20 protein-coding genes and 2 pseudogenes are annotated in these 23913 nt (G+C 54.3%); 9 read left to right on the forward strand and 13 right to left on the reverse strand.

Features of this window, described 5'->3' with window-relative positions; translation table 11 throughout:
* Window positions 1-303: 303 nt before the first annotated feature.
* The 10 genes from gorA to ACRDCA_RS03985 form a co-directional block, all read right to left on the reverse strand.
* A complete protein-coding gene (gene gorA, locus ACRDCA_RS03940; RefSeq protein ID WP_438688383.1) occupies window positions 304-1656 on the reverse strand; it encodes a glutathione-disulfide reductase in 1353 nt (450 codons plus the stop codon).
* 123 nt (window positions 1657-1779) lie between these two features.
* The gene (locus ACRDCA_RS03945; protein ID WP_438688495.1) at window positions 1780-2568 is read right to left on the reverse strand and encodes a DeoR/GlpR family DNA-binding transcription regulator; all 789 of its coding nucleotides are present in this window, start codon (window positions 2566-2568) and stop codon (window positions 1780-1782) included.
* 130 nt (window positions 2569-2698) lie between these two features.
* Window positions 2699-3745, reverse strand: a complete 1047-nt coding sequence (gene gatD / locus ACRDCA_RS03950; RefSeq protein ID WP_438688384.1) for a galactitol-1-phosphate 5-dehydrogenase — start codon at window positions 3743-3745, stop codon at window positions 2699-2701.
* A 51-nt stretch (window positions 3746-3796) separates the two neighbouring features.
* A complete protein-coding gene (locus ACRDCA_RS03955; protein WP_438688385.1) occupies window positions 3797-5182 on the reverse strand; it encodes a galactitol-specific PTS transporter subunit IIC in 1386 nt (461 codons plus the stop codon).
* A 6-nt stretch (window positions 5183-5188) separates the two neighbouring features.
* Complete coding sequence (gene gatB / locus ACRDCA_RS03960) at window positions 5189-5473, reverse strand: PTS galactitol transporter subunit IIB (RefSeq protein WP_438688386.1); 285 nt, start codon at window positions 5471-5473, stop codon at window positions 5189-5191.
* Complete coding sequence (gatA, locus tag ACRDCA_RS03965; protein WP_438688387.1) at window positions 5470-5967, reverse strand: PTS galactitol transporter subunit IIA; 498 nt, start codon at window positions 5965-5967, stop codon at window positions 5470-5472. Before gatA ends, gatB begins: the two co-directional genes overlap by 4 nt.
* Complete coding sequence (gatZ, locus tag ACRDCA_RS03970) at window positions 5960-7261, reverse strand: tagatose-bisphosphate aldolase subunit GatZ (protein ID WP_438688388.1); 1302 nt, start codon at window positions 7259-7261, stop codon at window positions 5960-5962. Before gatZ ends, gatA begins: the two co-directional genes overlap by 8 nt.
* Window positions 7262-7550: 289 nt before the next feature.
* Window positions 7551-8405, reverse strand: a complete 855-nt coding sequence (locus tag ACRDCA_RS03975; protein WP_438688389.1) for a tagatose bisphosphate family class II aldolase — start codon at window positions 8403-8405, stop codon at window positions 7551-7553.
* A 191-nt stretch (window positions 8406-8596) separates the two neighbouring features.
* Window positions 8597-9439, reverse strand: a complete 843-nt coding sequence (locus ACRDCA_RS03980) for a 23S rRNA (adenine(2030)-N(6))-methyltransferase RlmJ (RefSeq protein WP_438688390.1) — start codon at window positions 9437-9439, stop codon at window positions 8597-8599.
* Between the two features lie 102 nt (window positions 9440-9541).
* Complete coding sequence (locus tag ACRDCA_RS03985; RefSeq protein ID WP_438688391.1) at window positions 9542-9925, reverse strand: HVO_A0114 family putative DNA-binding protein; 384 nt, start codon at window positions 9923-9925, stop codon at window positions 9542-9544.
* Window positions 9926-10304: 379 nt separating this feature from the next.
* Here ACRDCA_RS03985 and prlC point away from each other — a divergent pair, with 379 nt between their 5' ends.
* The 3 genes from prlC (at window position 10305) to ACRDCA_RS04000 (ending at window position 15248) form a co-directional block, all read left to right on the forward strand.
* Window positions 10305-12347: an oligopeptidase A gene (prlC, locus tag ACRDCA_RS03990; RefSeq protein WP_438688392.1), complete on the forward strand. Its 2043-nt coding sequence runs from the start codon at window positions 10305-10307 to the stop codon at window positions 12345-12347.
* A gap of 8 nt (window positions 12348-12355) precedes the next feature.
* Window positions 12356-13102 (forward strand): 16S rRNA (guanine(1516)-N(2))-methyltransferase RsmJ, encoded by a 747-nt coding sequence (rsmJ, locus tag ACRDCA_RS03995; RefSeq protein WP_438688393.1) that lies wholly within the window; start codon window positions 12356-12358, stop codon window positions 13100-13102.
* Between the two features lie 253 nt (window positions 13103-13355).
* Complete coding sequence (locus tag ACRDCA_RS04000; RefSeq protein WP_438688496.1) at window positions 13356-15248, forward strand: bifunctional metallophosphatase/5'-nucleotidase; 1893 nt, start codon at window positions 13356-13358, stop codon at window positions 15246-15248.
* Between the two features lie 67 nt (window positions 15249-15315).
* On the opposite strand, the gene gdhA is transcribed toward ACRDCA_RS04000, so the two are convergent.
* Both gdhA and uspA read right to left on the reverse strand, forming a co-directional pair.
* Complete coding sequence (gdhA, locus tag ACRDCA_RS04005) at window positions 15316-16659, reverse strand: NADP-specific glutamate dehydrogenase (protein WP_025119296.1); 1344 nt, start codon at window positions 16657-16659, stop codon at window positions 15316-15318.
* Between the two features lie 182 nt (window positions 16660-16841).
* The gene (gene uspA / locus ACRDCA_RS04010; protein WP_021181773.1) at window positions 16842-17276 is read right to left on the reverse strand and encodes a universal stress protein UspA; all 435 of its coding nucleotides are present in this window, start codon (window positions 17274-17276) and stop codon (window positions 16842-16844) included.
* 539 nt (window positions 17277-17815) lie between these two features.
* Between uspA and uspB the strand changes: the two genes are divergently transcribed.
* The gene (gene uspB / locus ACRDCA_RS04015) at window positions 17816-18151 is read left to right on the forward strand and encodes a universal stress protein UspB (protein ID WP_025119295.1); all 336 of its coding nucleotides are present in this window, start codon (window positions 17816-17818) and stop codon (window positions 18149-18151) included.
* A gap of 63 nt (window positions 18152-18214) precedes the next feature.
* On the opposite strand, the gene pitA is transcribed toward uspB, so the two are convergent.
* Window positions 18215-19720 carry an inorganic phosphate transporter PitA gene (gene pitA, locus ACRDCA_RS04020; RefSeq protein ID WP_438688394.1) on the reverse strand — a complete coding sequence of 502 codons (1506 nt, stop codon included), beginning with the start codon at window positions 19718-19720 and terminating at the stop codon, window positions 18215-18217.
* A gap of 305 nt (window positions 19721-20025) precedes the next feature.
* On the opposite strand from pitA, the gene ACRDCA_RS04025 reads away from it, so the two are divergent.
* The 5 genes and pseudogenes from ACRDCA_RS04025 to ACRDCA_RS04045 all read left to right on the forward strand — a co-directional run.
* Window positions 20026-21219 carry an NAD(P)/FAD-dependent oxidoreductase gene (locus ACRDCA_RS04025; protein ID WP_438688395.1) on the forward strand — a complete coding sequence of 398 codons (1194 nt, stop codon included), beginning with the start codon at window positions 20026-20028 and terminating at the stop codon, window positions 21217-21219.
* Between the two features lie 166 nt (window positions 21220-21385).
* Window positions 21386-22126, forward strand: coding sequence for a hypothetical protein (locus tag ACRDCA_RS04030; RefSeq protein WP_438688396.1), 741 nt, complete (start codon window positions 21386-21388; stop codon window positions 22124-22126).
* A gap of 648 nt (window positions 22127-22774) precedes the next feature.
* On the forward strand, window positions 22775-23077 hold the full coding sequence (locus ACRDCA_RS04035) for a hypothetical protein (protein ID WP_438688397.1): 303 nt from the start codon (window positions 22775-22777) through the stop codon (window positions 23075-23077).
* 267 nt (window positions 23078-23344) lie between these two features.
* Window positions 23345-23591: pseudogene (locus ACRDCA_RS04040) on the forward strand (ATP-binding cassette domain-containing protein); the annotation flags it as partial.
* Window positions 23590-23862 (forward strand): annotated as a pseudogene (locus ACRDCA_RS04045) (ABC transporter permease); the annotation flags it as partial. The pseudogenes ACRDCA_RS04040 and ACRDCA_RS04045, both read left to right, overlap by 2 nt.
* Window positions 23863-23913 lie beyond the last annotated feature (51 nt).

Below are 23913 nucleotides of genomic sequence, written 5' to 3' on the forward strand. Positions count from 1 at the left end.
CTGCTGGAACCGATGATGCTCGGCAATCTGCTGCTCGTTGAGGTTATATTTAGGAAGTTTCTTGCTTGCTGCACCGTATTTAAATGGGTGGTTTATATTAATGGGTGATAATAAAATAGCATCTCTCAGATAATATCCGTCTGTAATGCTACCTGATATGCGGGGGGAAATATAAGCCGGTTACGTCAATCGATATATATAAAACATGGCCGGAGGATTAAATGATTTATCCAGTGACATAAGTGAGAAAACCGACCTTTTACAGTCGGTTTTCCAGAGTTACAACGGCGTAGGCATACACCCTTACCGCATGGTCACGAACTCTTCCGCTGCGGTCGGGTGGATCGCCACGGTGTTGTCGAAATCTTTCTTGGTTGCGCCCATTTTAATCGCCACGGCGAAGCCTTGCAGGATCTCATCCATACCAAAACCAATCCCGTGCAGGCCAACGATCTTCTCTTCTTTACCCACGCATACCAGCTTCATGCGGCACGGCTGGCGATGTTGAGTCACGGCGCTGTACATGGCGGTAAAGGACGATTTATAGACCTTAACCTGATCCTCACCAAACTGCTCTTTCGCCTGCGGCTCGGTCAGGCCAATGGTGCCGATCGGTGGATGGCTGAACACCACGGTGGCGATGTTGCTGTAGTCCAGATGCTCGTCCGGCTTGTTGTTGAACAGGCGCTCAGACAGGCGACGGCCAGCGGCCACGGCCACCGGGGTCAGTTCAACTGCACCGGTGTTGTCACCTACCGCGTAGATGCCTTGCACGTTGGTGTTCTGGAATTTGTCGACCTCAATGTAACCTTTGGCATTGGTTTTTACGCCGGTTGCCGCCAGGTTGAGGTTGTCGGTCGCAGGCTCGCGGCCGATAGCCCAGACCAGGCTGTCGACGGTGAACTCTTTGCCATTTTCCAAGGCCAGGGTCAGGCTGCCGTCGGCGTTTTTGACGATGGATTTTGGAATCGATTCGGTGTGCAGGGTTGGCCCTTCGGTGTTCATCACCTCAACCAGCGTTTCTACAATCATCGGATCGAAGGTACGCAGCGGGGCGTGTTTACGCACGAACAGATGCGTTTCTGCACCCAGCGCGTTCATCACACCGGCAATTTCTACCGCGATATAGCCTGCACCCACCACGGCCACGCGTTTTGGCATGGCATCCAGCTCAAAGAAGCCGTCGGAGTCGATGCCGTATTCGGCACCCGGGATAGACGGATGGCTAGGGCGGCCACCGGTGGCGATCAGAATATGATCGGCGGTGATTGTCTCACCGTTGACTTCCACAGTATGCGCATCGATAAAGCGGGCAAAGCCTTTGATCACGTCGACCTTGTTTTTGCCCAGCACGTTGTCGTAAGAGGCATGGATGCGATCGATGTAAGCGGTGCGGTTGGCGATCAGGCGCTTCCAGTCAAAGGCGTTGACGGTGGTATCGAAGCCGTAATCCGGGCCGTACTGGTGGATGGCCTCGGCGATCTGTGCCGCATGCCACATGACTTTTTTCGGAACACAACCCACGTTAACGCAGGTGCCGCCAAGTTCTTTGGCTTCAATCAGTGCGCATTTCTGGCCATACATGGCTGCCCGGTTGATCGATGCGATACCGCCGCTGCCGCCGCCAATTGCTAGATAATCGTAATGTTTCGTCATCTGGGTTTTCCATGAGTTGTGTGATTCGAGAAGGGTAAGAGTTTAACGCCTGATAGGGGGTTGTCGCAAAGATTGCGTCGATGGCTGTAATAGGCAGAGGCTTGATCCTCTGCCCGGTTGATTTTACACGATAATTAATTCGGGTTTGGCCCGATCGAGCGCCTGACGATCGGTACTGCTGATGCCCGTATCGGTAATGATGATGTCAATCTGGCTCATCGGCAGCACCAGGTTGAAACCACGGCGGCCGAACTTGGTGGAATCGACCACCGCGACCACGCGCTTGGCCGCCTGAGCCATTACGCCGCTAATCGAATAACCTTCATTAAAGGTGGTGATGCCGTTGGTGGCATCCAACCCATCGGCCCCGACGAACATCACGTCACCGGCAATGCCCTGTAGGGAGAGTTCCGCGATGGAGCCGTGCATGGAACGCGTCTTGTGGCGCAATGTGCCACCACACAGCACCAGCGTGATGTCTTTATTGTCGGAAAGCGCAAAGGCGGCAGGCAGGTTATTGGTGATCACCGTGATATTGCCCATCTTGACCAGCTCTTCGGCGATCAGCATGGTGGTGCTGCCGCTGTCGAGGATCACCGTATCGCCGGGGTTGACCATCGCCGCCGCTTTTAACGCAATGCGCTTTTTCGGATCTTTGGCCAGTTGGTAGCGCTCCTCCAGGATGACCTCTCCGGTGGTTTTTGGCGCATCGACCTCCTGTTCCAACTGGCTGCCCGGCCTCGCGGCACCGCCGTGAAAGCGGATCAGCAGGCCTTTTTCTTCCAGCAGGCGCAGGTCAGCGCGGATGGTAACCTCAGAAATTCCGAAGGAGTTCGAAAGATCGCTGACCAAGATGCTGCCGTTCTGCTGAACCAAGTCGACAATTTTGTTTCGTCTTTCAAAAGAATTCATCATCCTGACCTATCGAAATGTTTTGCTTTTATTTTATGCGAAAGGGATATGAAAGGGGAGCATAAAGATCAAGGAGAGGGGAATTGAGGCAAAATACTGGCTGCACGGGGCAGCCAGTGGCTAAATATCATTATTCGCCGAGCTTGAGCATGATTTTTCCCTGCATCGGCTTCCCGGCCAGCGCGGCAACGCTTTGTGCGTATTGTTGTGGCCGATCGATGCTGGCAATCAACGGTTCCAGGGCCAGCTCCGCGGATTGGAACAGCTTCATGGCCTGCTGCCACTCTTCACCCGGCCATGGAGCCGAATAGTTCATCCAACTGCCCAGCAGCGTCAGCTCCTTGCGCAGGATCTGGCTAAAGGTGCTGTAAGACAGATGCAGATCTTTATGCAGCGTCCCCACCAGTGCGATTTGTGCACGTGGCCCGGCGATATCCAGCGCCAGCCCGACCGTTTGCGGCGTACCGGCGGTTTCCAGAATCAGCTGATCGAAGCGCCGTTCCTGCAAGCGTTCGGCTATCTCTGAGGGGCTAAGTTCCGCGCTGTTAAACGCTTCTTCAGCGCCGATCTGGCGTGCCAGTTTAAGCCGGTCGTCATTGATATCGATTGCCGTGACGCTGCGCGCGCCCATCGCTCGGGCACACTGGATCGCCAGTTGGCCGATGGTTCCGGCCCCAATAATGATCACCTCTTTATCCTGACAGCCCCCGGCCAGCTGAATGGCATGCAGGCCGACGGTGATGGGCTCAATAAACGCCCCCTGCAATAAACTGACGTTGGCAGGCAATTTCACCAGGTTGGCGCGTTTGACCACGATAAATTCCGCATTGCCGCCGTGGCTGCGTGAGCCGACGAACTGGTAATGCTTGCACAGCGAATAGTAATGGCGCTGGCATTCCGGGCAGTCAAAGCACGGTAACAAAGGGACGCAGGCCACGGCATCATGCTCACGCAGATCGGTGACCCCGTCGCCGCAGGCCACGACTCGGCCACTGAATTCATGCCCCAGGGTAATCGGGTAAAAATGCGCACCCTTGGCGAAAATGCGGGGGATATCTGAACCGCATAGCCCGGAATAGGCTACCCGAACCAACACCTCGTCGGCGGCCTCAATGGCAGGGGCGGGGCGTTCTTCAACGCGCACTTCTCCCTCCGTGTGGATCACGACTGATTGCATAACTTGAACTCCGTAGAAATAAAGAGGGGGGAGGTAATCTCCCCCGAAGGATCAGGACATGGCGTTGAGGCTTTGGGCAGCCTGCTGTTGTTTGGCGCTGGCCTCAGCCAGGGCAAATTGACGGGCACGGCGCCAGGTGAGGAACACCCCGATGGCGTAAATGACGCCGATAACCACCAGACCCACCACGTTTTGCCAGGTGAGTAGCTGGATCAGCAGATAGGTGATCGGTGAGCCACCTTGGTCCATCGAAGCCACGACGCCGCCCGCTTTCAGGGCACCGGCATTGGCAGCCAGTTGGGTATGCAGCCCGATGGTTTGGGTGGCGATCCACAGCGTGATGCTCATGATGATGAAGCCCGAGATCAGCGTGCGGAACAGGTTGCCCTGATGCACTGCGACGGCGATCGCCACAAAGAAGCCGATGGTTGCCAGATCGCCAAACGGCAGCACCTGGTTACCCGGGACGATCACGGCGATCAGAATGGTCAGCGGGATAAAGATCAGGCTGGCGGAGACCACGGCGGTATGGCCCAGCAACAGTGCCGGATCGAGGCCGATAAGAAACTCCTGGCCACCAAAACGCGCTTGCAGGCGTTTACGGGCATGCTTGGCGATTGGCGTCAGGCCATCCATGATCGGTTTGATCACCCGTGGCATCAACAGCATCACCGCCGCGGTTTTTACTGCCAGTTGCAGAATGCCCTTCAGGTCATAACCGGCCAGCGCACCGATGATCAGCCCCATCACAAAGCCGACGGTCACCGGTTCGCCGAACGGGCCAAAGCGTTTCTGGACGTCGTCGGCGCTGAAGTGAATACGGTTCAGGCCAGGGATCTTCTCGATAATGGTGTCCACCAGCACGGCGATCGGCCCCATGTAGGCGGAGGTGCCGTGCGGAATGGCAATCCCTTCCAGCCCGAAGAAGTCGCGGGTGTCTTTGGCGAACCAGTCCCCCAGTTTGTAGACGAAGGCGGCATGTACCACCACGCCCAGCATACCCAGCCAGTATGAACCGGTGGCCAGATGCACCATGGCACCGGTAAAGGTCATGTGCCAGATGTTCCAGATATCCACGTTAACTACGCGGGTCATACGCGTCAGCAGCATCACAATGTTGACCGCAATCGCCACCGGGATGGCGATCAGGGCAATCTGTGAGGCCCAGGTCATCGGTGAGGAACCCGGCCAGCCGATATCCACCACGTGCAGGTTGATCTGGAACTGCTCGGCCATCGATTTTGCCGCTGGGCCGATCGAGTCCAGCATCAGACCGATGACCAGCCCGATACCGACGAAGCCGATGCCGATATGAATGCCGGATTTAAATGAATCTCCTAATTTCATCCCTAAAATCAGCGAGAAGATGATGATCACAATGGGCAGCATCACCGTAGGGCCGAGATCGAGGATGTAACGCATGATGTCGGTAAACATGGGCCGCTACTCCGTCAGAATGGTCAGTATTTTTTGTTTCAGCGCCTCGATACCCACGCCGGAAACAAACGGCATGCCGTGGACCAATGGAATATCGCCAAACTGCCGGTCGACGCGGGCGGTGGTGCAGATCAGATCGGCATCATCCATATAAGTTTCAATCTCGGTCACGCGGCACTGCACCAAATCCAGCTCGATGTTGTGCTCCGCGCACAGCTCTTTGATCTCTTCTGCGGCCATGGTGGAGGTGGCAACGGCACCGCCGCAGGCAACGATAATTTTACGTTTCACAGTGTGGCTCCTTCATATTGTGCTTTTTGTTGTGGTCGGGAGGGCGAAGTGAAAACCCGCTGGGCAAAAATATCGCCCAATTGGTCTTCCGGGGCGGTCAGCAGCGCATTGATAAACTCGGGGTGCTGCAACTGGCCAAACAGCGTGCGCAGTAAAACCAACTGTGCCGCCGGGTCGGTAACGATCAGCGCGATAATCAGAGCCACGTCGATCGTGCCGTCATCATCCGCCTGTGCGAAGGGCACGGCCTGGTCAGGGCGGATCAGGTAAATAGCCGGAGCGCGTGCATGCTCCGCTTCACAATGGGGGATGGCAACCGCGTGCTGCTCAAGGGCGATGCCGGTGGGGTAAGCGTTCTCACGTACCAGCAACGCCTGCGGATAGCTGCTGTGAACCACTCCGGCGTTGAGCATGGTGATGCCAATGTGCTCCAGCGCCTGCTGCGCATCGGCAAAGCTGATGCCGGTGCGAACGAACAGTTGGCTGCTATGCATGGGCGCTCTCCTTGGCGTTTTTGGTTTGCTCTGCGGGGGTACAGCCGAAGCGATAAGCGCGTAACACATCCTGAATTTTGTCGATCATCAGCGCGTGGGGCTGTTTCGCCAGCTTGCGTTCCATCACGCGCTGATATTGCAGCGGGAAGTATTGGCTCAGCAGTCCAGCAGGGATCTCTTGCTGATCGAGATTATTCAGTAGCGTAGTCATACTCTGCGCGATACGCGGGTGAGGCCAGTAGTAGCGGATACGGTCCGACAGGCTGAAATGCAGGTCGATCAGCGAGCGGCTGAACGTCGGGTGGTAATACTTTTTCCAGTAATCCGGCTCATCGAGCATCACTGCGTCAATGACCGCCAGGATCTGGCTGCGTTTTTCCGGGGCGATCAGGGCCTGCTCAATGCTGGCCAGCGCAAATACCGCTTCGCGCAGGGCGAACGTCAGGGCCGGCCCCACCTTGAGAATGGCGAAGTGATCGCGCACCAGTTGCTGATAGGCTTCCCGGGTTTGGTAATCGGTAGAGTGCGCCTCATAGACCAGCGGCGTGGTGGTAATGAACTGGGAAAGCTCGCGCGCCAGTTGCGGTTGATAAGCGATCACCTGTGAGTGGTCGAACTCAACCCCTGGCTGCACCACCACGGCGATGATCCTGGGGATGGCTGCTGCCAGGCCAGCCGTGCGGAACGCCTGATAATGAGTTTCCAGCGTGTCGGCGGCATTCGTCGCGTGAGTGATATGTACGCTGCCAATGGCGGAGGATTCCCCACCAGGAACCGGCACTTCGGTGCCGATCACATAGGTCAGCTGTTGTTTTTGCTCCGGGGTGGCGACCTGTTCGGCGATTTGGCACAGACGTGCGGCGCGTTCTGCCACGACGTGAGGATCCAGCGGGATCGGATCGTCAGCACAGGACATGGAAGCATCCAGGTGGATCTTGCTGAATCCGGCTTTGACGTAATCGGCGATCAGCACTTCGGCCTTTTTCATTGCGCTGGCAGCGGGCTCGTTTTGCCAACAGTTAGGGCCTAAATGGTCGCCCCCTAACAGCAGCCGGGAGAGCGGAAAGCCGACGGTTGCCGCGATATCGCAGACAAACTGCCGAAAATCCGCCGGTTTCATACCGGTGTAACCGCCAAACTGATTAACCTGGTTGGAAGTGGCCTCGATCAGCACCTGACGATCGCTGTGCAGATCCAGGCGTAATGCGGCTTCAATCACTAATGGGTGCGCCGAACAGACAGAGCAGATCCCGATCGGCTCCCCGGCTTTGTGTCTTGCGATAATATTTTTCATGCTACCCTCCGTTTTCTTACGAATATAATCGTAATGTTTCGAAAGGTTAGCAATCCACTTTTGTATTATTCGTGATCAAGATCGAAATCTTTAGCGCTATTTTTTCGTGGCGGCACTTTCAGTGTGATGGGGAGTGATTGCGAGGGAATAAAATTTATGTGTTTAAAATCATGTTATTAGGTTTATTCAATCAAATGCGCAGAGGGCATTCGCAATAAAGTGAAAGTGTAGTTTCCCCCTCACCCCAACCCTCTCCCACAAGGTTGGGGTGAGGGGATTGTCGCAAAGCCTAAAGCCTACCCTCACAACCACAAACCTGAATCACCTTTTGCACCACCTGCTGCATCGCCAGCTTGGCGGGCTGCATATAGTGACGCGGATCGTTGGCCTGCGGATGTTCCGCCAAGTGCTGTTTCAGCGCATCGGAAAAGGCGATTTTCAGCTCCGTTGCCACGTTCACTTTGCATACTCCCAATCGAATCGCCTGCTGAATATCAGCATCCGGCAACCCCGATGCACCGTGCAATACCAGAGGGATACTGACTCGGTCGCGGATCTGCCCAAGGCGGATAAAATCCAGCTCCGGCTTGCCCTGATAGAGCCCGTGAGCCGTACCAATTGCCACCGCCAGTGAATCGATGCCGGTGGCGCGAACAAACTCCTCGGCCTGCTGCGGCGAGGTATAGCGAGCATCCCTGGCATCAACGCTGATGCCATCCTCCACTCCGCCAAGTCTCCCTAGCTCTGCCTCAACGCTGACATCATAGCGATGGCAAAACTCGGTCACCTGCCGCACCAGGGCAATATTTTCCGCAAAGGGCAGATGCGAGCCATCGATCATGGCCGAGCGGATCCCTGAATTCACCTTGGTTGCAATATCCTGCAGCGTTTCATGGTGATCCAGATGCACAGCCAGCGGGATACGGTATTCGGCGGCCAGCTGTTTGACGATGGCGACAACATTGGCCGTTCCTGCATAGAGATAGGTGCCTGGCGTGCCGGCCAGGATCACCGGCGAACGCATTTGTGCGGCGGTTTCTGCCACCACCTGCATGGTTTCCAGGTTATGGATGTTAAAGGCCGGTACGGCATAGCCCTGTTGTTGTGCCTTTTGCAGCATATTGTGGGTCGAAATGATGAACACCGGCGTCTCCTGGTTTTAGTTACGTTATCTTTCGATATTCATCATCTAATCGAAAGTTAAAATAAGCAAACAGTTATTTTTCGCCTGTGATCCCGATCGGCAAAAGATCGAAGCAAAAGGAAGGGTGAAATTGGGAGAGAATTGAGAAGGGAACAGCGGTTGGTCGCCCAGGCGGGCGACCAACAAAGAACTTATTCTGGCACGACCCAGTTCACCAGGTGGTGGCCAATGCCGCTCGGCACCAGCACCTTGTGCAGCCATGGCAGCACGTTGTTCATCTGCTGCTCCAGTTTCCAAGGTGGGTTAATCACGATCATGCCTGAGGCGGTCATTCCGCGTTGATCGCTGTCGGGCTTCACCGCCAGTTCGATTTGCAGGATACGGCGGATGCCGGTCGCTTCCAGCTCTTTGAGCATGCGTTTGATCTGCTGGCGCATCACCACCGGATACCACAGGGCATAGGTGCCGGTGGCAAACCGCTTGTAGCCTTCCTGAATCCCTTTCACCACGTCTTGGTAATCGGTTTTCATCTCATAGGGTGGGTCCATCAGGATCAGGCCACGGCGTGATGCGGGCGGCAGCTGAGATTTTAACTGCTGATAACCGTCGGCGCGCAGCACCTTGGAGCGCTCGTCTTTCTGGAATTCATTACGCAGCAGCGGGAAGTCGCTTGGATGCAGCTCGGTCAGATGGAGCTTATCCTGTGGGCGCAGCAACTGGCGGGCGATCAGCGGTGAACCAGGGTAGTAACGCAGGGTGCCAGAACGGTTGAAGTTATGGACGACGCTCATGTAGGCAGCCAGTTCTTCCGGCAGATCGTCACGTTGCCACAGCAGGCCGATACCCTCCAGGTATTCCCCGGTGCGTTCGGCGTGCTCACCGCTCAGCTGATAGCGCCCGGCACCGGAGTGGGTATCCAGATACAGCAGCGGCTTATCTTTTTCTTTCAGCGCCTCAATGATCAGGCTCTGAACGGTGTGCTTGAGCACGTCGGCGTGGTTGCCGGCGTGAAAACTGTGGCGGTAACTTAACATTTATTTTTATCCGATTGATTTTAATGCACTATTATCGAAAGCATTATTCTGGCAGGTTGAGAGTTCTCGACGTGAAAAAGCCTGGATAAACCTGGCTTAAAACTATGCGACTTCCTGAGCCTGCATTGTGGCATATTTTTGGTTTACCTGGATATCGAAGTCGGTAAACAGTGCCACAGGTCTAACACTACGCCCGTCTTTTTCCAGCCTGACAAAGCCATGTGAATTAAGCGTTTTTAGGGTAACCGACAGATTACTGATTTTTCGCCCGGAGAGATCGGCCAACTCCGTGAGTGTTGCCGGTTTTTGCTTGTCCATCAGTCGCAGCAAAGCGATATTCTCATTGCTTAGCACTTGTGCCAGAGCAATCATGGAGGTAAACCAAACCTTTGGTTCCCCTGGCTCGGGCTTGTAATCACCTTTGGCTATCGCTAGCGTTCTCTTGCGAATGAGCTCTTCAGACATGACACCGATCAGTGCTTTCATTACGCCGACCCTCTCTTTTCTCTTGCTGCGATTGCATCATCCATCTTCTCAAAGAAGTCCTGGATCAACTGGGATGCGGAGATAAACTCGTAAGGATATCCCTTATCACTGGGGGTTCTATGGATATGATCATATACCAGCCGCCCAGAGTATTTGCCTTTCTTCGGTGGTTTTATGGCGTGGACATTATTAGCCGTAAGGATAATTCATCCTGGAGATGACAGATAGGGTGCGCTTGAACACTACTCAATCTAAAACGGGCTGAATACCACGCATCACCATTGATTTTCCCACCGAATGGCACCATGTTAGAGAGAAGTTTATTTTTGTCTGGCCTGATGTACACATCGGGCCAACCACCCTAATCAGGACTTCCTCTATGACCAACCCGTTGCTGACACCGTTTGCCTTACCGCCATTCTCTGCCATTCGCCCTGAAGATATCGTCCCTGCGGTGACATCCGCCCTGGCGGATTGCCGCGCTGCGGTCGAGCGGGTGGTTGCTCAACCGGGGCCATTTACCTGGGATAATCTGTGCAAACCACTGGCTGAGTGTGACGATCGTCTGTCGCGTATCTGGTCACCTATCAACCATCTGAACTCGGTTAAAAACAGCCCGGAATTGCGTGAAGCCTACGAGCAGGCGTTGCCGCTGCTTTCTGAGTACGGTACCTGGGTGGGCCAGCACGAGGGGCTGTATCAGGCCTATCGTAGTCTGAAAGAGGGAAGCGATTTCGCCAATCTGTCCACGCCTCAGCGCAAGTCGGTAGAAAATGCCCTGCGTGACTTTGAGCTGTCAGGCATTGGCCTGCCGGTAGAAAAACAAAAGCGCTACGGCGAGATTGTTGCGCGTCTGTCCGAGCTGGGTTCGACCTATAGCAACAACGTGCTCGACGCCACCATGGGCTGGAGCAAACTGATCACCGACGTTAGCGAACTGAGCGGTCTGCCAGAAAGCGCGCTGGCCCAAGCCCAGGCGATGGCGCAGGCCAAAGAGCAGCAAGGTTGGTTGCTGACGCTGGACATGCCGAGCTACTTGCCGGTAATGACCTATGCCGATAACCAGGCGCTGCGTGAAGAGATGTATCGTGCCTTTACCACCCGCGCCTCCGATCAGGGGCCAAATGCCGGTAAATGGGATAACAGCGAAGTGATGGCGGAAACGCTGGCGCTGCGCCATGAATTGGCACAACTGCTGGGCTTTGCCAGCTATGCAGAAAAATCGCTGGCGACCAAGATGGCGGAAAGCCCGGAGCAGGTGCTCGGTTTCCTGAGCGATCTCGCCAAGCGTGCTCGCCCGCAGGCAGAGCAGGAACTGGCACAGGTACGCGCTTTCGCCAAAGAGCATTATGGGGCGGAAGTGCTGGAAGCCTGGGACATGGCTTATTACAGCGAAAAGCAGAAGCAACACCTGTTCTCCATCAGCGATGAGCAACTGCGCCCCTATTTCCCGGAACAGCGCGTGCTGGAAGGCCTGTTTGAAGTGGTTAACCGTATTTACGGCATCACTGCCAAAGAACGCCAAGGTGTCGATACCTGGCATCCAGAAGTGCGTTTCTTTGATCTGTTCGATGCCAAGGGCGAACTGCGTGGGAGTTTCTACCTGGACTTGTATGCCCGTGAGAACAAGCGCGGTGGTGCGTGGATGGATGACTGCGTGGGTAGCCTGCGCAAAGCCAATGGCGAACTGCAAAAGCCGGTGGCTTATCTGACCTGTAACTTTAACCGCCCGCTGGGTGACCAGCCGGCGCTGTTTACCCATAACGAAGTCACCACGCTGTTCCATGAGTTTGGCCACGGTCTGCACCACATGCTGACGCAGATCGATACCGCCGGGGTCTCTGGTATCAACGGTGTGCCTTGGGATGCGGTAGAGCTGCCAAGCCAGTTTATGGAAAACTGGTGCTGGGAACCGGAGGCATTGGCGTTTATTTCGGGCCACTTCCAGACCGGTGAGCCATTGCCGAAAGACTTGCTGGACAAAATGCTGGAGGCGAAAAATTATCAGGCGGCGCTGTTTATCCTGCGTCAGTTGGAGTTTGGCCTGTTCGATTTCCGTATGCATGCCGAATATAGCCCGGAGAAAGGGGCACAGATCCTGCCAACCTTGTTTGAGGTGAAGAAAATGGTGGCAGTGATACCTTCGCCAAGCTGGGGCCGTTTCCCACATGCGTTCAGCCATATCTTTGCTGGTGGTTACGCGGCGGGTTACTACAGCTACCTGTGGGCGGAAGTGTTGTCGGCTGATGCCTACTCGCGCTTTGAAGATGAAGGGATTTTTAACGCCGAAACCGGTAAATCCTTCCTCGATAACATCTTGTCACGCGGGGGTTCCGAAGAGCCGATGGAATTGTTCAAACGCTTCCGTGGCCGTGAACCGAAGCTGGATGCTATGCTGCGCCATTACGGTATTAAAGGGTAACCCGCCAAGTGAGCGTGTTTTTATTGTGTGAAGAAGGCGCCGACCCCGGCGCCTTGTCTATTCTGGCCGAGCGTTGGCAGCTGGTCTCCGATCCGGACGCATTGATGGCGCTGGCGCTAACGCCAGAACGTTTGGAACTGCGTAAGCGGGACGAGCCAAAGCTTGGCGCTATCTATGTCGATTTTATTTGCGGCCCGATGGCCCATCGGCGGCGTTTCGGCGGCGGCCGTGGCGAAGCGGTAGCCAAAGCGGTCGGGATCAAGGGCCGCTATGTGCCTAGCGTGGTAGATGCGACGGCTGGATTGGGGCGTGATGCGTTTGTGTTGGCGTCACTGGGTTGCCATGTTCGTATGCTGGAGCGCAATCCAGTGGTTGCCGCTTTGCTGGATGACGGTCTGCAACGGGGCTATCAGGACGCCGAGATTGGTCCTTGGCTGCGTGAGCGTATGACGTTACTGCATGCCTCCAGCCTGACGGCGCTGAGCGATCTCGACCCGCGTCCGGAAGTGGTGTATCTCGACCCGATGTATCCCCATAAGCAGAAAAGCGCCTTGGTGAAAAAAGAGATGCGGGTATTTCAGTCGCTGGTGGGCAGTGATGACGATGCCGATGGTTTGCTGGAGCCGGCCCGCAGGCTCGCCACCAAACGGATTGTGGTGAAACGCCCGGATTATGCTCCGCCGCTGGCTGATGTTCCTGCTCATGCCGCGACGACGACCAAGAACCACCGTTTCGATATTTATATGCCGCTGTAAAGCCCCTCACCCTAACCCTCTCCCCAAGGAGAGGGAACCGAATGAGCCGCTATTTGGCTTATTTTTTCGGCCTTTGCCACTGAAATTGCCCAACTCAATCCTATCACTGCTGCAGCTCCCTCGCCCTTTGGGAGTGGGGAATTCATTGAACTGCCTCACATTTCCCGTGTTCATTCTGTAATCTCACTGGTAACGCTGAGATGTACGTCTCATAATCCTGTTTAATTACAATCAACTATAATGAAATTTCATGATGAAAAAGACGCTGCTTTCCCTGCTGCTTTGCTTGAGTACCTCTGCCATGGCCGCTGAACCGGTAAATATCACCATTCTGGGTACCTCCGATCTGCATGGTACCTTCGTGCCTTGGGATTACTCTACCGACACCGAAAACCTGGCGGGCAGCCTGAGCCAGATTGCCACTCAGGTGCACAAAGTGCGTGCCCAACAGCCGAACGTGATCCTGGTTGACGCCGGGGACACCATTCAGGGCAACTTTGTTGAAACCTTCAAGAATGACAAAACCAGCCCGATGATCCTCGGTTTTAACGCGCTGGATTATGACGTATGGGTGATGGGCAACCACGAGTTCGATTTTGGCCTGAAGGCGCTGGCTACCCCACTCAACCAGTTCAAAGGAACGGCGCTGGCGGGCAATATCTTTTGGGACAGCGGCAAGCCTTACCTACCGGCTTATAAGATCGTTGAGCGCCAAGGGGTGAAGATTGGCATTATCGGCATGGATACGCCGATGACTGCGGAATTTGCCAAGGGCACCGATCGCATCGATGGCCTGACGTTTACCGATCCGGTACAGGCGGTGAAAACGGTGATCCAGCAGATCCACGGCCAGGTGGACGCCATCGTGCTGGTGGCCCATATGGGGATCGATAATGAGAACCAGCGGCCAGGCACCGGCGTGGGCGATATCGCGCGGGCCAACCCGGAACTGGCAGCGATCGTTGCCGGGCATATGCACGTTAAGGTGGATAAAGAGGTGATCAATGGCGTGATCGTCACTGAGCCGGACAAATATGGCCGCGCGTTGTCGCGCATCGATCTGCAATTTGAGCAGCAAAACGGCAAATATGTCCTGATCAACAAAGACAGCTACACCTATCCGATCAAAGGCGTCACCTCCGATAAAAAGCTCGAAGAGATCTATCAGCCATTCCATACCATCCTGCGTGCCAACGCCAACCGGCCGATTGCCCAACTGACCGGCCAGGATCTGGTGCCGCCAGACGCGGTGAAAGGCATCTCGCAGGTGCATATTCAGGATACCGGTATCAGCGCGCTGTACCAGGAAGCGGCTCGCCACTATGCGCCCAAAGCGCAGGTGATCGCCTTGCAGATTGATAATGATAAGCCGAAGCTGAACGTGGGCACCATTACCGCCAAGGATATCGCGTTCAACTATCAATATGCCGGTGGTGAAATCACCGTCTACCAGTTGACCGGTAAAGAGCTGAAAAAGTACATGGAGTGGTCAGCGGACTACTTCAATCAGCAGCATGATGGCGATGTTACCTACAGCTTTAACCCGCAGCGCCGGGCGTCCAAGTATTCGACCAATGACTTCTTTGATGGCGTGACCTATACCATCGATCTGCGCCAACCGGTTGGGCAGCGTATCACCGAGTTGAAGCTGAACGACGGTACGCCAGTGACCGACAGCACGCCGATCCAGTTGGGGATGAACAGCTATCGCATGGGCCACCTGACGCAGAAGGGCGGCGTACTGGAAGGTATGCAGTTCCCGGTGCTGTCAGATACCAAGGCAGAATTTGGCGAGGAAGCTGGGACGATACGTAATCTTACCATCCGTTATCTGACCGAGGTGAAGAAAGGTGAGTATCAGGGCAAAACCATGCAGCGTTGGAAGTTGGTGGGGCTGGAAGGGTACGAGCGTGAGCGCAAGATTGTGGACCAGTTGCTCAATGACGGCAAAATCAGCGTGCCGACCACCGATGACGGCCGTTATAGCAACGTGGCCTCCATCAACGTCAAAGGACTGCTGTTTAAGGATCCGCAAGCGATGAAGCAGCAGATTGCGGCGCTGCAACAACAGGCGCAGGCGGTGACCGATCCCGTCGCCAAACAGCGCTTGAACGACCAGATAGTGATTATCGAAGCGATTAACTGAAGTCACCTTGGTTAACAAGGCAAAAAAATGCCGGCGATATGCCGGCATTTTTCATGGCGTGGGGAGGTTAGAGCACGCCCTGAGCCAGCATCGCATCGGCAATCTTGACGAACCCGGCAATGTTGGCACCGTGCACGTAATGCGTTTGCTTGCCTTCACCGCCGTATTCGACGCAGGACTGATGAATATCCGCCATGATATGACGTAAACGGATATCCACTTTCTCTGCCCGCCAGTTAAGGCGCGCGGCGTTTTGTGCCATCTCCAGCCCGGAAGTGGCAACACCACCGGCGTTGGCGGCTTTGCCCGGTGCGAACAGCACACCCGCTTCCAGGAAGGCATCGGTAGCCTGGATGGTGGTTGGCATATTGGCACCTTCGGCCACGGCTTTGACGCCGTTGCGGATCAGCACCTGTGCGGCTTCCAGATCCAGTTCGTTCTGAGTAGCGCAAGGCAGGGCAATATCTACCGGCACGTTCCACGGGCTTTCACCAGCCAGGAAGGTCAGGCCACGTTCGCGGGCGTAATCGGCAACCCGGCCATAGCGCTGGTTCTTGATTTCGGCCAGATGTGCCAGTTTTTCAGTGGTGAAGCCCGCTTCATCCACCACGGTACCGCCGGAATCGGAAACGGTGATCACTCGCGCATCCAGCTCCAACGCTTTCTCAATGGTATATTGCGCCACGTTACCCGAGCCGGAAACCGCGACACGCATCCCTTCAAAGCCCAGGCCATGGCGTTGCAGCATGGAGTCGGTGAAGTAAACCAGTCCGTAACCGGTGGCTTCCGGGCGGATCAGACTGCCGCCGAACGACAGGCCTTTACCGGTAAATACGCAGCTGGTGTTGTTGGACAGCTTTTTCATCATGCCGGCCATAAAGCCAACTTCGCGGCCACCCACGCCGATATCCCCGGCTGGCACGTCGGTATCCGGACCCAGGTGGCGGTATAGTTCGGTCATCAGCGATTGGCAGAAGCGCATGACTTCGCCCTGACTTTTACCTTTTGGATCAAAGTCTGAACCACCCTTGCCGCCGCCCATAGGCAGCGTGGTCAGGGCATTTTTGAAGGTCTGTTCAAAACCGAGGAACTTCAGGATGGAGGTATTCACCGAAGGGTGGAAACGCATCCCTCCTTTGTACGGCCCAATGGCGGAGTTGAACTGGATACGGTAGGCGCGGTTGACCTGAACTTTACCCTGATCGTCGATCCAACTGACGCGAAACTGAATGATACGCTCAGGCTCTACCAGGCGTTCTAACAGCGCGTGGTCACGATAATGCGGGTTACGTTCAATGAATGGCCACAGAGAAGTAAAGACTTCGCGCACTGCCTGCAGATATTCCGGTTGGTGCGAGTTATGACGTTGTAAGGATTTTAGAAAGGATTCTAGCGATACAGCCTGTTCCATGGATAGCTCCTGTTTAGCATATTGGTTCCCCTGTTTTTATGATGTGTCTCACAGTTGGGGAGGATGTTGTGTCTACCTCGACTATATCACTGTGGGGTGGCTGATTAACAAGCAATAAATAACGGGGAATCATGAAAAACGCCCGCGCAGGGCGGGCGTTGGTCAAACAGGTTAGCGAATACTTACTTTTCTTCGTCGCGCAGCGGCACGATCAGCATATCGATGTGTACCGTGTTGATTAACTGGCGCGCAGAGGACATCAATTTGCTCCAGAAATCCTGGTGGTGTCCGCACAGCACCAGGTCCATATCGTATTTCTTGATAGCATCAACCAGCACCTGCGCCAGATCGCCGCTGCCGCTCAGGGTTTCGGTGATTGGATAGCCCGCATTCTGCGACAGTTCGGTTAACGCATGGTGGGTTTCTTCGGAAATACGTTTTTGCATATCGCCGAGATTAACGTCGATCAGGCCGGTATACAGATCGGAATAATTTACATCAACGTGGATCAGAGAGACCTTGGCATTGTACGGCCGCGCCATTGAAACCGCTTTCTCGACCAGGATTTTGCTTTCCGGTGATAGGTCAACCGCAATCAGTATGTGTTTGTAAGCCATGAGAATACTCCTTCCATATAATGCCGATTAAAGGGGGCAGGCATTCAGTGTTCCAGCTTGGCGTTTTCGCCTTACCTGCATAGTACCATCCAGATAACACAGTGATATGTTGGGGCGATCACACTGCATCGCATCAATCACCCCGGTTTATACGTTTACCCACCCGTTTTACACCGCCAGGGCAAAAATTCCTATGGTTTATACGGCTATCTGCCGTTTGAGCGCTTGAATTATAAGCATTGTTGCTCAAAGTATAGCCCATGTCTGTTATTCGAGTGCAGGGTGGGTAGATGAACAATTTAGCCCTGACTGTAAATTTTATCCGGCACCGGGATCTGTTTGCGTTTCATTATTCTACACTAGTGAATGTGGGCCCCACTTATTTCCTCTGATCGTTGCCAAGCGGCCAGAGGTTGTGGGTATCTTCGGGTCCGTAAGGTGCTAGGGGGATGGGAGCCAAGGCTCCGGCAGCATAAGGTATGAAGTAGGGCCGTTGGCCCGGCGGGTAGCCGGGATAGCAACGCCTTGAGGGGGCAATCATGATTAGTACCATCGCGCTGTTTTGGGCATTGTGTGTGGTCTGTGTGATTAACATGGCCCGGTATTTTTCTTCTCTGCGTGCGCTGCTTTTTGTTTTGCGCGGCTGCGACCCGTTACTGTATCAATACGTCGATGGCGGGGGGTTCTTTACTTCGCACGGCCAGCCGAGCAAGCAGATACGTCTGGTACGCTATATCTTCACGCAACGTTATGTTGAGCATCACGATCCGGAGTTTATCCGCCGCTGTCAGCGTGTACGCAGCCAGTTTGTGCTGACGTCTTCGCTGTGTGGCCTGGTGGTTATCAGCCTGGTGGCGTTGGCAATCTGGTATTAAGCCCAGAGTTTCCGGGCAAAAAAATGGCGGCCATTTGGCCGCCATTGTCTTGATAGGCAATCGTCAGATCAGTTTCAGCGCCAGCCAATACAGGCCGCCGGAAAGCAGGATCGAGACTGGTAGGGTCAGAACCCAGGCCAGCAGGATGTTTTTGACGGTTTTGCTCTGTACGCCACCACCGTCCACGATCATCGTCCCGGCAACCGCCGAAGAGAGTACGTGGGTCGTGGAAACTGGCATACCGGTGTAGCTGGCCACGCCAATCGACAGTGCGGCCGTCATCTGTGCCGACACCCCTTGAGCGTAGGTCATGCCTTTCTTACCGATTTTCTCACCGATAGTCGTCGCAACACGACGCCAGCCCACCATGGTACCGAGAGACAGCGCCAAGGCTACCGCTACGATAATCCAGGTTGGTGCATACTCAACGGTTTCCAGCAGGTCTGAACGCAGATTCTTCAGGAAACGTTGATCGTCTACTGAGGTTTCCGGCAGCTTGGCCACTTTATCCGCAGTTTCCGTGACGCACATCAGCAGGCGGCGCAGATGGCTGCGCTGGTCTACCGTCAGTTGATCGTAGCTTTGCAGATTGTTCAGCAGGTCCAGGGAGCGCTCTACGGCGATCAGGGCACGTGAACTGTCGCAGTGGAACTCTACCGGCTGATTAGGTGCGGCAGGCGTACTTTCAGGTGCCGGAACCAATGACGTCTGTGTGGCAACATGTGCCAGCGAATCGCCATGTTGTTGGTAGAATTGCTGCAGGTGGCTCACGGCATCACGAGTACGGGTGATGTCATAACCTGTCGCGCTCATATTGAGCACGAAGCCTGCAGGAGCAACGCCGATCAGCACCAGCATAATCAGACCGATACCCTTCTGACCATCGTTGGCACCGTGTGAGAAGCTCACGCCGATAGCCGACAGGATCAGAGCGATACGCGTCCAGAACGGTGGCTTACGTTTGCCATCGACCTTCTCACGTTCCGCCGGAGTCATATGAATGCGCTGACGTTTTTTGGTATTGCTCCAATAACGGCGCAGCACAAACACCATCAGCCCGGCAACCATCATCCCGACCAGCGGGGAGAAGATGAGCGACAGGAAAATGGTGATCATTTTTGGCACGTTCAGCGCGTCAACTACGGAGGTGTTGGTCACCAACGCATTGGTCAAGCCGACACCGATAATGGCGCCAATCAGGGTGTGGGAGCTGGAGGCCGGCAGCCCGAAATACCAGGTACCGAGGTTCCAGATAATTGCCGCCAACAACATGGAGAAGACCATGGCTAACCCGTGTGCTGAACTGACGTTCAACAACAGATCGGTTGGTAGCAGGTGTACAATGGCGTAGGCAACACTCAAACCGCCGAGCATCACGCCAAGAAAGTTGAACAGGCCTGCCATGACGACCGCAATTTGCGAGCGCATAGCACGGGTATAAATTACAGTAGCGACCGCATTGGCCGTATCATGGAAGCCGTTAATGGCCTCATAGAACAGCACGAACAACAATGCGAGAATTAACATCAGGCCGGTATGGAAATCCAGGCCAGTGAACAAATGCAGCATAAGCGTTACGCCAGGTTTGTGGACATGAACGCCGCGCATTATCGGCGACAACGGGTGTCGGGGAAAAGGAAAATATGACGTTTTTTTAATTTGCCTGTTATCAAGCTGCGCTGAGTCACGGCTGAATCGATGCAATTTCAGCATGTTACCGCCATTTACGCCCATTAACATTTTCTTACGTTGGCGTGGCCCGCCGATGCATTTACAATCCCTCACCGTGGATTTAGCGGAATACCGGCAGCGAAATGGCGTAAAGTGCGCGCTTCTTGCCGCGATTGTTGTGGTTATTGCAAAGAGAGGTCTGGGTGGAACAGTTTGATGTCGTCGTCATTGGTGCGGGTGCCGCAGGGATGTTTTGTGCTGCGCAGGCAGGGCAACTCGGTTGCCGGGTGCTGTTACTCGACAACGGTAAAAAACCGGGCCGCAAGATCCTGATGTCTGGCGGTGGGCGCTGTAACTTCACCAATATGTCTGTCGAACCGGCGGCCTACCTCTCGAATAACCCCCATTTCTGCAAATCGGCCTTGGCGCGTTATACCCAATGGGATTTTATCGAGCTGATTAATCGCTACGGCATCGCCTATCACGAAAAAACCTTGGGGCAGCTGTTCTGCGATGATTCTGCGCAACAGGTCGTCGATCTGTTGGTGCAAGAGTGCGAATTGGGTCAGGTAGTCACCCGCCTGCGCAGCGAGGTGCTGAGCGTCGAAAAAACCGACGCTGGCTTTGAGTTGGCACTCAATGGCGAGAGTGTAAGTGCTCGCTCACTTGTGGTGGCGAGCGGCGGGCTTTCCATGCCGGGCCTGGGGGCAACGCCCTTTGGGTATAAGCTGGCAGAACAGTTCGGCCTGAAAGTATTACCCACTCGGGCCGGGTTGGTGCCTTTTACGCTGCATAAGCCATTATTGGAGCAGTCGCAGGCTCTGTCTGGCGTTTCGGTCCCTGCCGTGGTTACGGCAGAGGATGGCACCAGCTTTCGCGAGAGCATCCTGTTTACTCACCGAGGGCTTTCCGGCCCGGCTATCTTGCAGATATCCAGCTACTGGCAGCCTGGTGAGTTTGTGAGCATTAACTTACTTCCTGCGCTTGACCTGGCGGGCTTCCTGAACGAACAGCGTCAGGCACATCCCAATCAGAGCCTGAAAAATACCTTGGCTTTACACCTGCCCAAGCGTCTGGTGGAATTGTTGCAGGAGTTGGGGCAGCTACCAGAGGCCACGCTCAAGCAGCTCAATCCAGCGCAGCAGGCGGCGTTGGTAGAGAGTTTGCAGGACTGGCGCGTACAGCCCAATGGCACCGAGGGCTACCGTACAGCGGAGGTGACTTTAGGCGGTGTGGATACCAAGGCGCTTTCTTCCAAAACCATGGAGGCGAACAAGGTGCCGGGCCTGTACTTTATCGGTGAAGTGGTAGACGTGACGGGCTGGCTGGGTGGCTATAACTTCCAGTGGGCCTGGAGCTCTGCTTGGGCCTGTGCCCAAGCCTTGGCTAAACCATAAAAAATTACCCAGCCATGCAATGCAGTGCCCATTTGGATAATCAATCGTTCACTTTAGGAGCATTGGCGATAGGAACAGTGCGGGCAATTAACTAATAATGGGGCCGGCTCGTGCGTTCAGACAAGCGCACTCTATTATTCAAATAATGACATGGAAAGTTCTGCTCATGAAAATCAAATGCAGTTTAGCCTTGTTGGCTTCGCTGGTGCTGGTTGCCGGCTGTAGCCAATCTCCTTCCTCCTCGCGTACGGTGGCTGAATCGGCCTCTGCACCGGCACCGGTTGCCCAGGAACACAAACTGGGAACCGCTTGGGGCGAGGACGTTACCTCCAAAGTGACAACGGTAGACGCAACGCGTCTGCGCCAGTCACCCGATAGCGTCGCCAAGGTGTTTTACAGCGCGGCCCCTGCCAGTAATGGGCAATACACCAATGAAATCGTGTTGTCCTCCGTCAGAATGCGGGTGCAGACCGAGCACAACCGTGATTTCGCGCTCAATCGTTATAAAAATGGCGAGTTTTCATTCTCAGCCAATGATGGCGAGCGCTACCAGCTGTTCTTTTATAACACCAGCCCTAACAAAACCTATGAGGTGGTCACCGCCGTTGACGGCCTCGACGTGATTTCTGGCCGTAGTGGCTCACTGCGCAATTCTGGCTATCTGGTGTCACCAAAAGGAACGCTGGTAATTGAGGGGTTCCGTAAAAGTGATTCGTCAGTGGCCGCGTTCCGTTTCGCAAAACCGGATGACTCCTACGCCGCCAGTTCACTGGCGGGTGAAATAGAAAATACCGGCGTGATTGGTGTAGCGGTTTATGAAATGGCAAAGCCAGGCTTGCCGGATTGCCAACCACAGGCGTTCCCTGGCGACTCACAATACGCCCCGGCCCCTTGTAAGAAAAAGTAATGACAGCAATGCCCGGTAGTAACCTGCCTACCGGGCTACAGACCAGACGATTTATCCCCCCTGTTTTAAGTTGGTGACACCGGATCTCCCGCGTAACGACGACTGCCATCAGTTACCAGACACGACAGCGTGATGCTGAGCCAACGCGCTGTTTTGATGCAGGGCAGATCAAGGAAGGTGGGCTAACGCTTGACAGGTTTCCAACATAATAAATGGCATACAGGAACCTTCTGGATGGGAATAATTTTATTTTTACAATTCTTGGTATTTTGCAGAATATTCCTCTCCAGCTGGCGGTGGCGTTTTCCTATTGGTTTTAAGGGGTAACCTGCGGCAAAATCTGGTTTTTTTACCCAATTTAGGTTAGGGGACGGTTAAAATGGCAGTAGGAATTTTATCTTTTTTTCAGTAAAAAAAGTGGCAACAACGCAATTCTGCGAATTGTCTTAACCATGACGGCAATATAAAATATTGGCGATCTTTATGCAATGTGACCTATATCAATAAACCATGGCTGGAAAAACCTATCTTGTATAGAGCCAGCTTGGTTAGGGGCGTTTATGTTTTGTTGTGTGTCGTTAATGTATGTTAACGTGCTGCTTATTATTCATATCTTGGCAAGGCAATGAGTCTTAGAGGAAAGTGGTTATGCCATGGAGTCATGAAATTCAACAGGCAATTACCTTGTTACAGGCATGCCAACATCGTCATCTGGACAGTCTGCCCTGTCCGGCCAGGGGGGATGAACCTGGTGCCGTAGGGACTTGTGCAGAAAAAATCATGCCGTCGATTATCCTGCTTAATGCGTTTGCCGATGTGCTACCGCAGCATCAGGAATTACATCGCCTCGGTATGGTACTGGAGGCCCAGGGCCTGATTAAAAAACTAGCCCCAGGGGAGAGTTACAGCCAAAGCGCACTAGAGTACCTGCGTGCTCAGATCGAACCCTGACAGTCCATTAGTGCCCCTTCTATTTTAGCAAGGGGTTGCTTTTTGGTTAGTATGGTACACCGCGTCATTAGCGAGCTATTTATTTTATCGTATTCTGAAGTTATGCAGTAATTCTTGTCTAGGGCTGAGGGGAAATATAGGGTGAATGGCCCGGTTATTTCATTGAAATAATTCAGCGGGTCCTGATAATTGCCGCCTGGTATAATATTAATTGGTCTCTGCACGCATACCTATTACCACGTTGTTAGGCGTTAATACTAGCCGTATATACGCAGTAATGAACTACTGGTATTGGAGGGCGTCCATTATCAAATCGACGAGCAGGTTATCCCGCATGCCGTTTCTTTCACCTTGAAACCGGGCGAATTCAAACTGATCACCGGGCCTTCGGGGTGTAGTAAAAGTACCTTGCTAAAGATCGTTTCCTCCCTGCTTCCAAACGCCGGCCCTGTTTGGTGATGCCGTCTACGATAACCTGGCGTTACCCTATCAAATTCGCCAGCTGAAACCCGATGAGAAGAACTGCGCTGATCCGTGACAGTATTCGTGCATCGCTGATCCCGACGCTAGATTCCGCTAAGACGGTTGGGCTGGTCAACCTGCCAGGAATGATGTGCGGCTTGATCTTTGCCGGCATCGATCCGGTCAAAGCCATCAAGTATCAGATTATGGTGACATTTATGCTGTTTTCTACCGCCAGCCTGTCAACCATCACCGCCTGCTATCTGGCTTTTCGGAGGTTTTACCACCAGCGTGAACAGTTGGTGGTTCGCCCACTCAAATAGGGCTACGCAGTATGTGTAAAGCGAGACTCCCTCGCGCCTACGGGGGAGCCG

The sequence above is a fragment of the Serratia sp. (in: enterobacteria) genome, from assembly GCF_051654945.1.
Classification (GTDB): domain Bacteria; phylum Pseudomonadota; class Gammaproteobacteria; order Enterobacterales; family Enterobacteriaceae; genus Chania.

Excerpts from the sequence above, each read along its gene's own strand:
- gorA (WP_438688383.1), bottom strand. The coding sequence starts at position 1,656 with ATGACGAAACATTACGATTATCTAGCAATTGGCGGCGGCAGCGGCGGT.
- ACRDCA_RS03945 (WP_438688495.1), bottom strand. The coding sequence starts at position 2,568 with ATGAATTCTTTTGAAAGACGAAACAAAATTGTCGACTTGGTTCAGCAG.
- gatD (WP_438688384.1), bottom strand. The coding sequence starts at position 3,745 with ATGCAATCAGTCGTGATCCACACGGAGGGAGAAGTGCGCGTTGAAGAA.
- ACRDCA_RS03955 (WP_438688385.1), bottom strand. The coding sequence starts at position 5,182 with ATGTTTACCGACATCATGCGTTACATCCTCGATCTCGGCCCTACGGTG.
- gatA (WP_438688387.1), bottom strand. The coding sequence starts at position 5,967 with ATGCATAGCAGCCAACTGTTCGTTCGCACCGGCATCAGCTTTGCCGAT.
- gatZ (WP_438688388.1), bottom strand. The coding sequence starts at position 7,261 with ATGAAAAATATTATCGCAAGACACAAAGCCGGGGAGCCGATCGGGATC.
- ACRDCA_RS03980 (WP_438688390.1), bottom strand. The coding sequence starts at position 9,439 with ATGTTAAGTTACCGCCACAGTTTTCACGCCGGCAACCACGCCGACGTG.
- ACRDCA_RS03985 (WP_438688391.1), bottom strand. The coding sequence starts at position 9,925 with ATGAAAGCACTGATCGGTGTCATGTCTGAAGAGCTCATTCGCAAGAGA.
- prlC (WP_438688392.1), top strand. The coding sequence starts at position 10,305 with ATGACCAACCCGTTGCTGACACCGTTTGCCTTACCGCCATTCTCTGCC.
- ACRDCA_RS04000 (WP_438688496.1), top strand. The coding sequence starts at position 13,356 with ATGAAAAAGACGCTGCTTTCCCTGCTGCTTTGCTTGAGTACCTCTGCC.
- gdhA (WP_025119296.1), bottom strand. The coding sequence starts at position 16,659 with ATGGAACAGGCTGTATCGCTAGAATCCTTTCTAAAATCCTTACAACGT.
- uspA (WP_021181773.1), bottom strand. The coding sequence starts at position 17,276 with ATGGCTTACAAACACATACTGATTGCGGTTGACCTATCACCGGAAAGC.
- uspB (WP_025119295.1), top strand. The coding sequence starts at position 17,816 with ATGATTAGTACCATCGCGCTGTTTTGGGCATTGTGTGTGGTCTGTGTG.
- pitA (WP_438688394.1), bottom strand. The coding sequence starts at position 19,720 with ATGCTGCATTTGTTCACTGGCCTGGATTTCCATACCGGCCTGATGTTA.
- ACRDCA_RS04030 (WP_438688396.1), top strand. The coding sequence starts at position 21,386 with ATGAAAATCAAATGCAGTTTAGCCTTGTTGGCTTCGCTGGTGCTGGTT.
- ACRDCA_RS04035 (WP_438688397.1), top strand. The coding sequence starts at position 22,775 with ATGCCATGGAGTCATGAAATTCAACAGGCAATTACCTTGTTACAGGCA.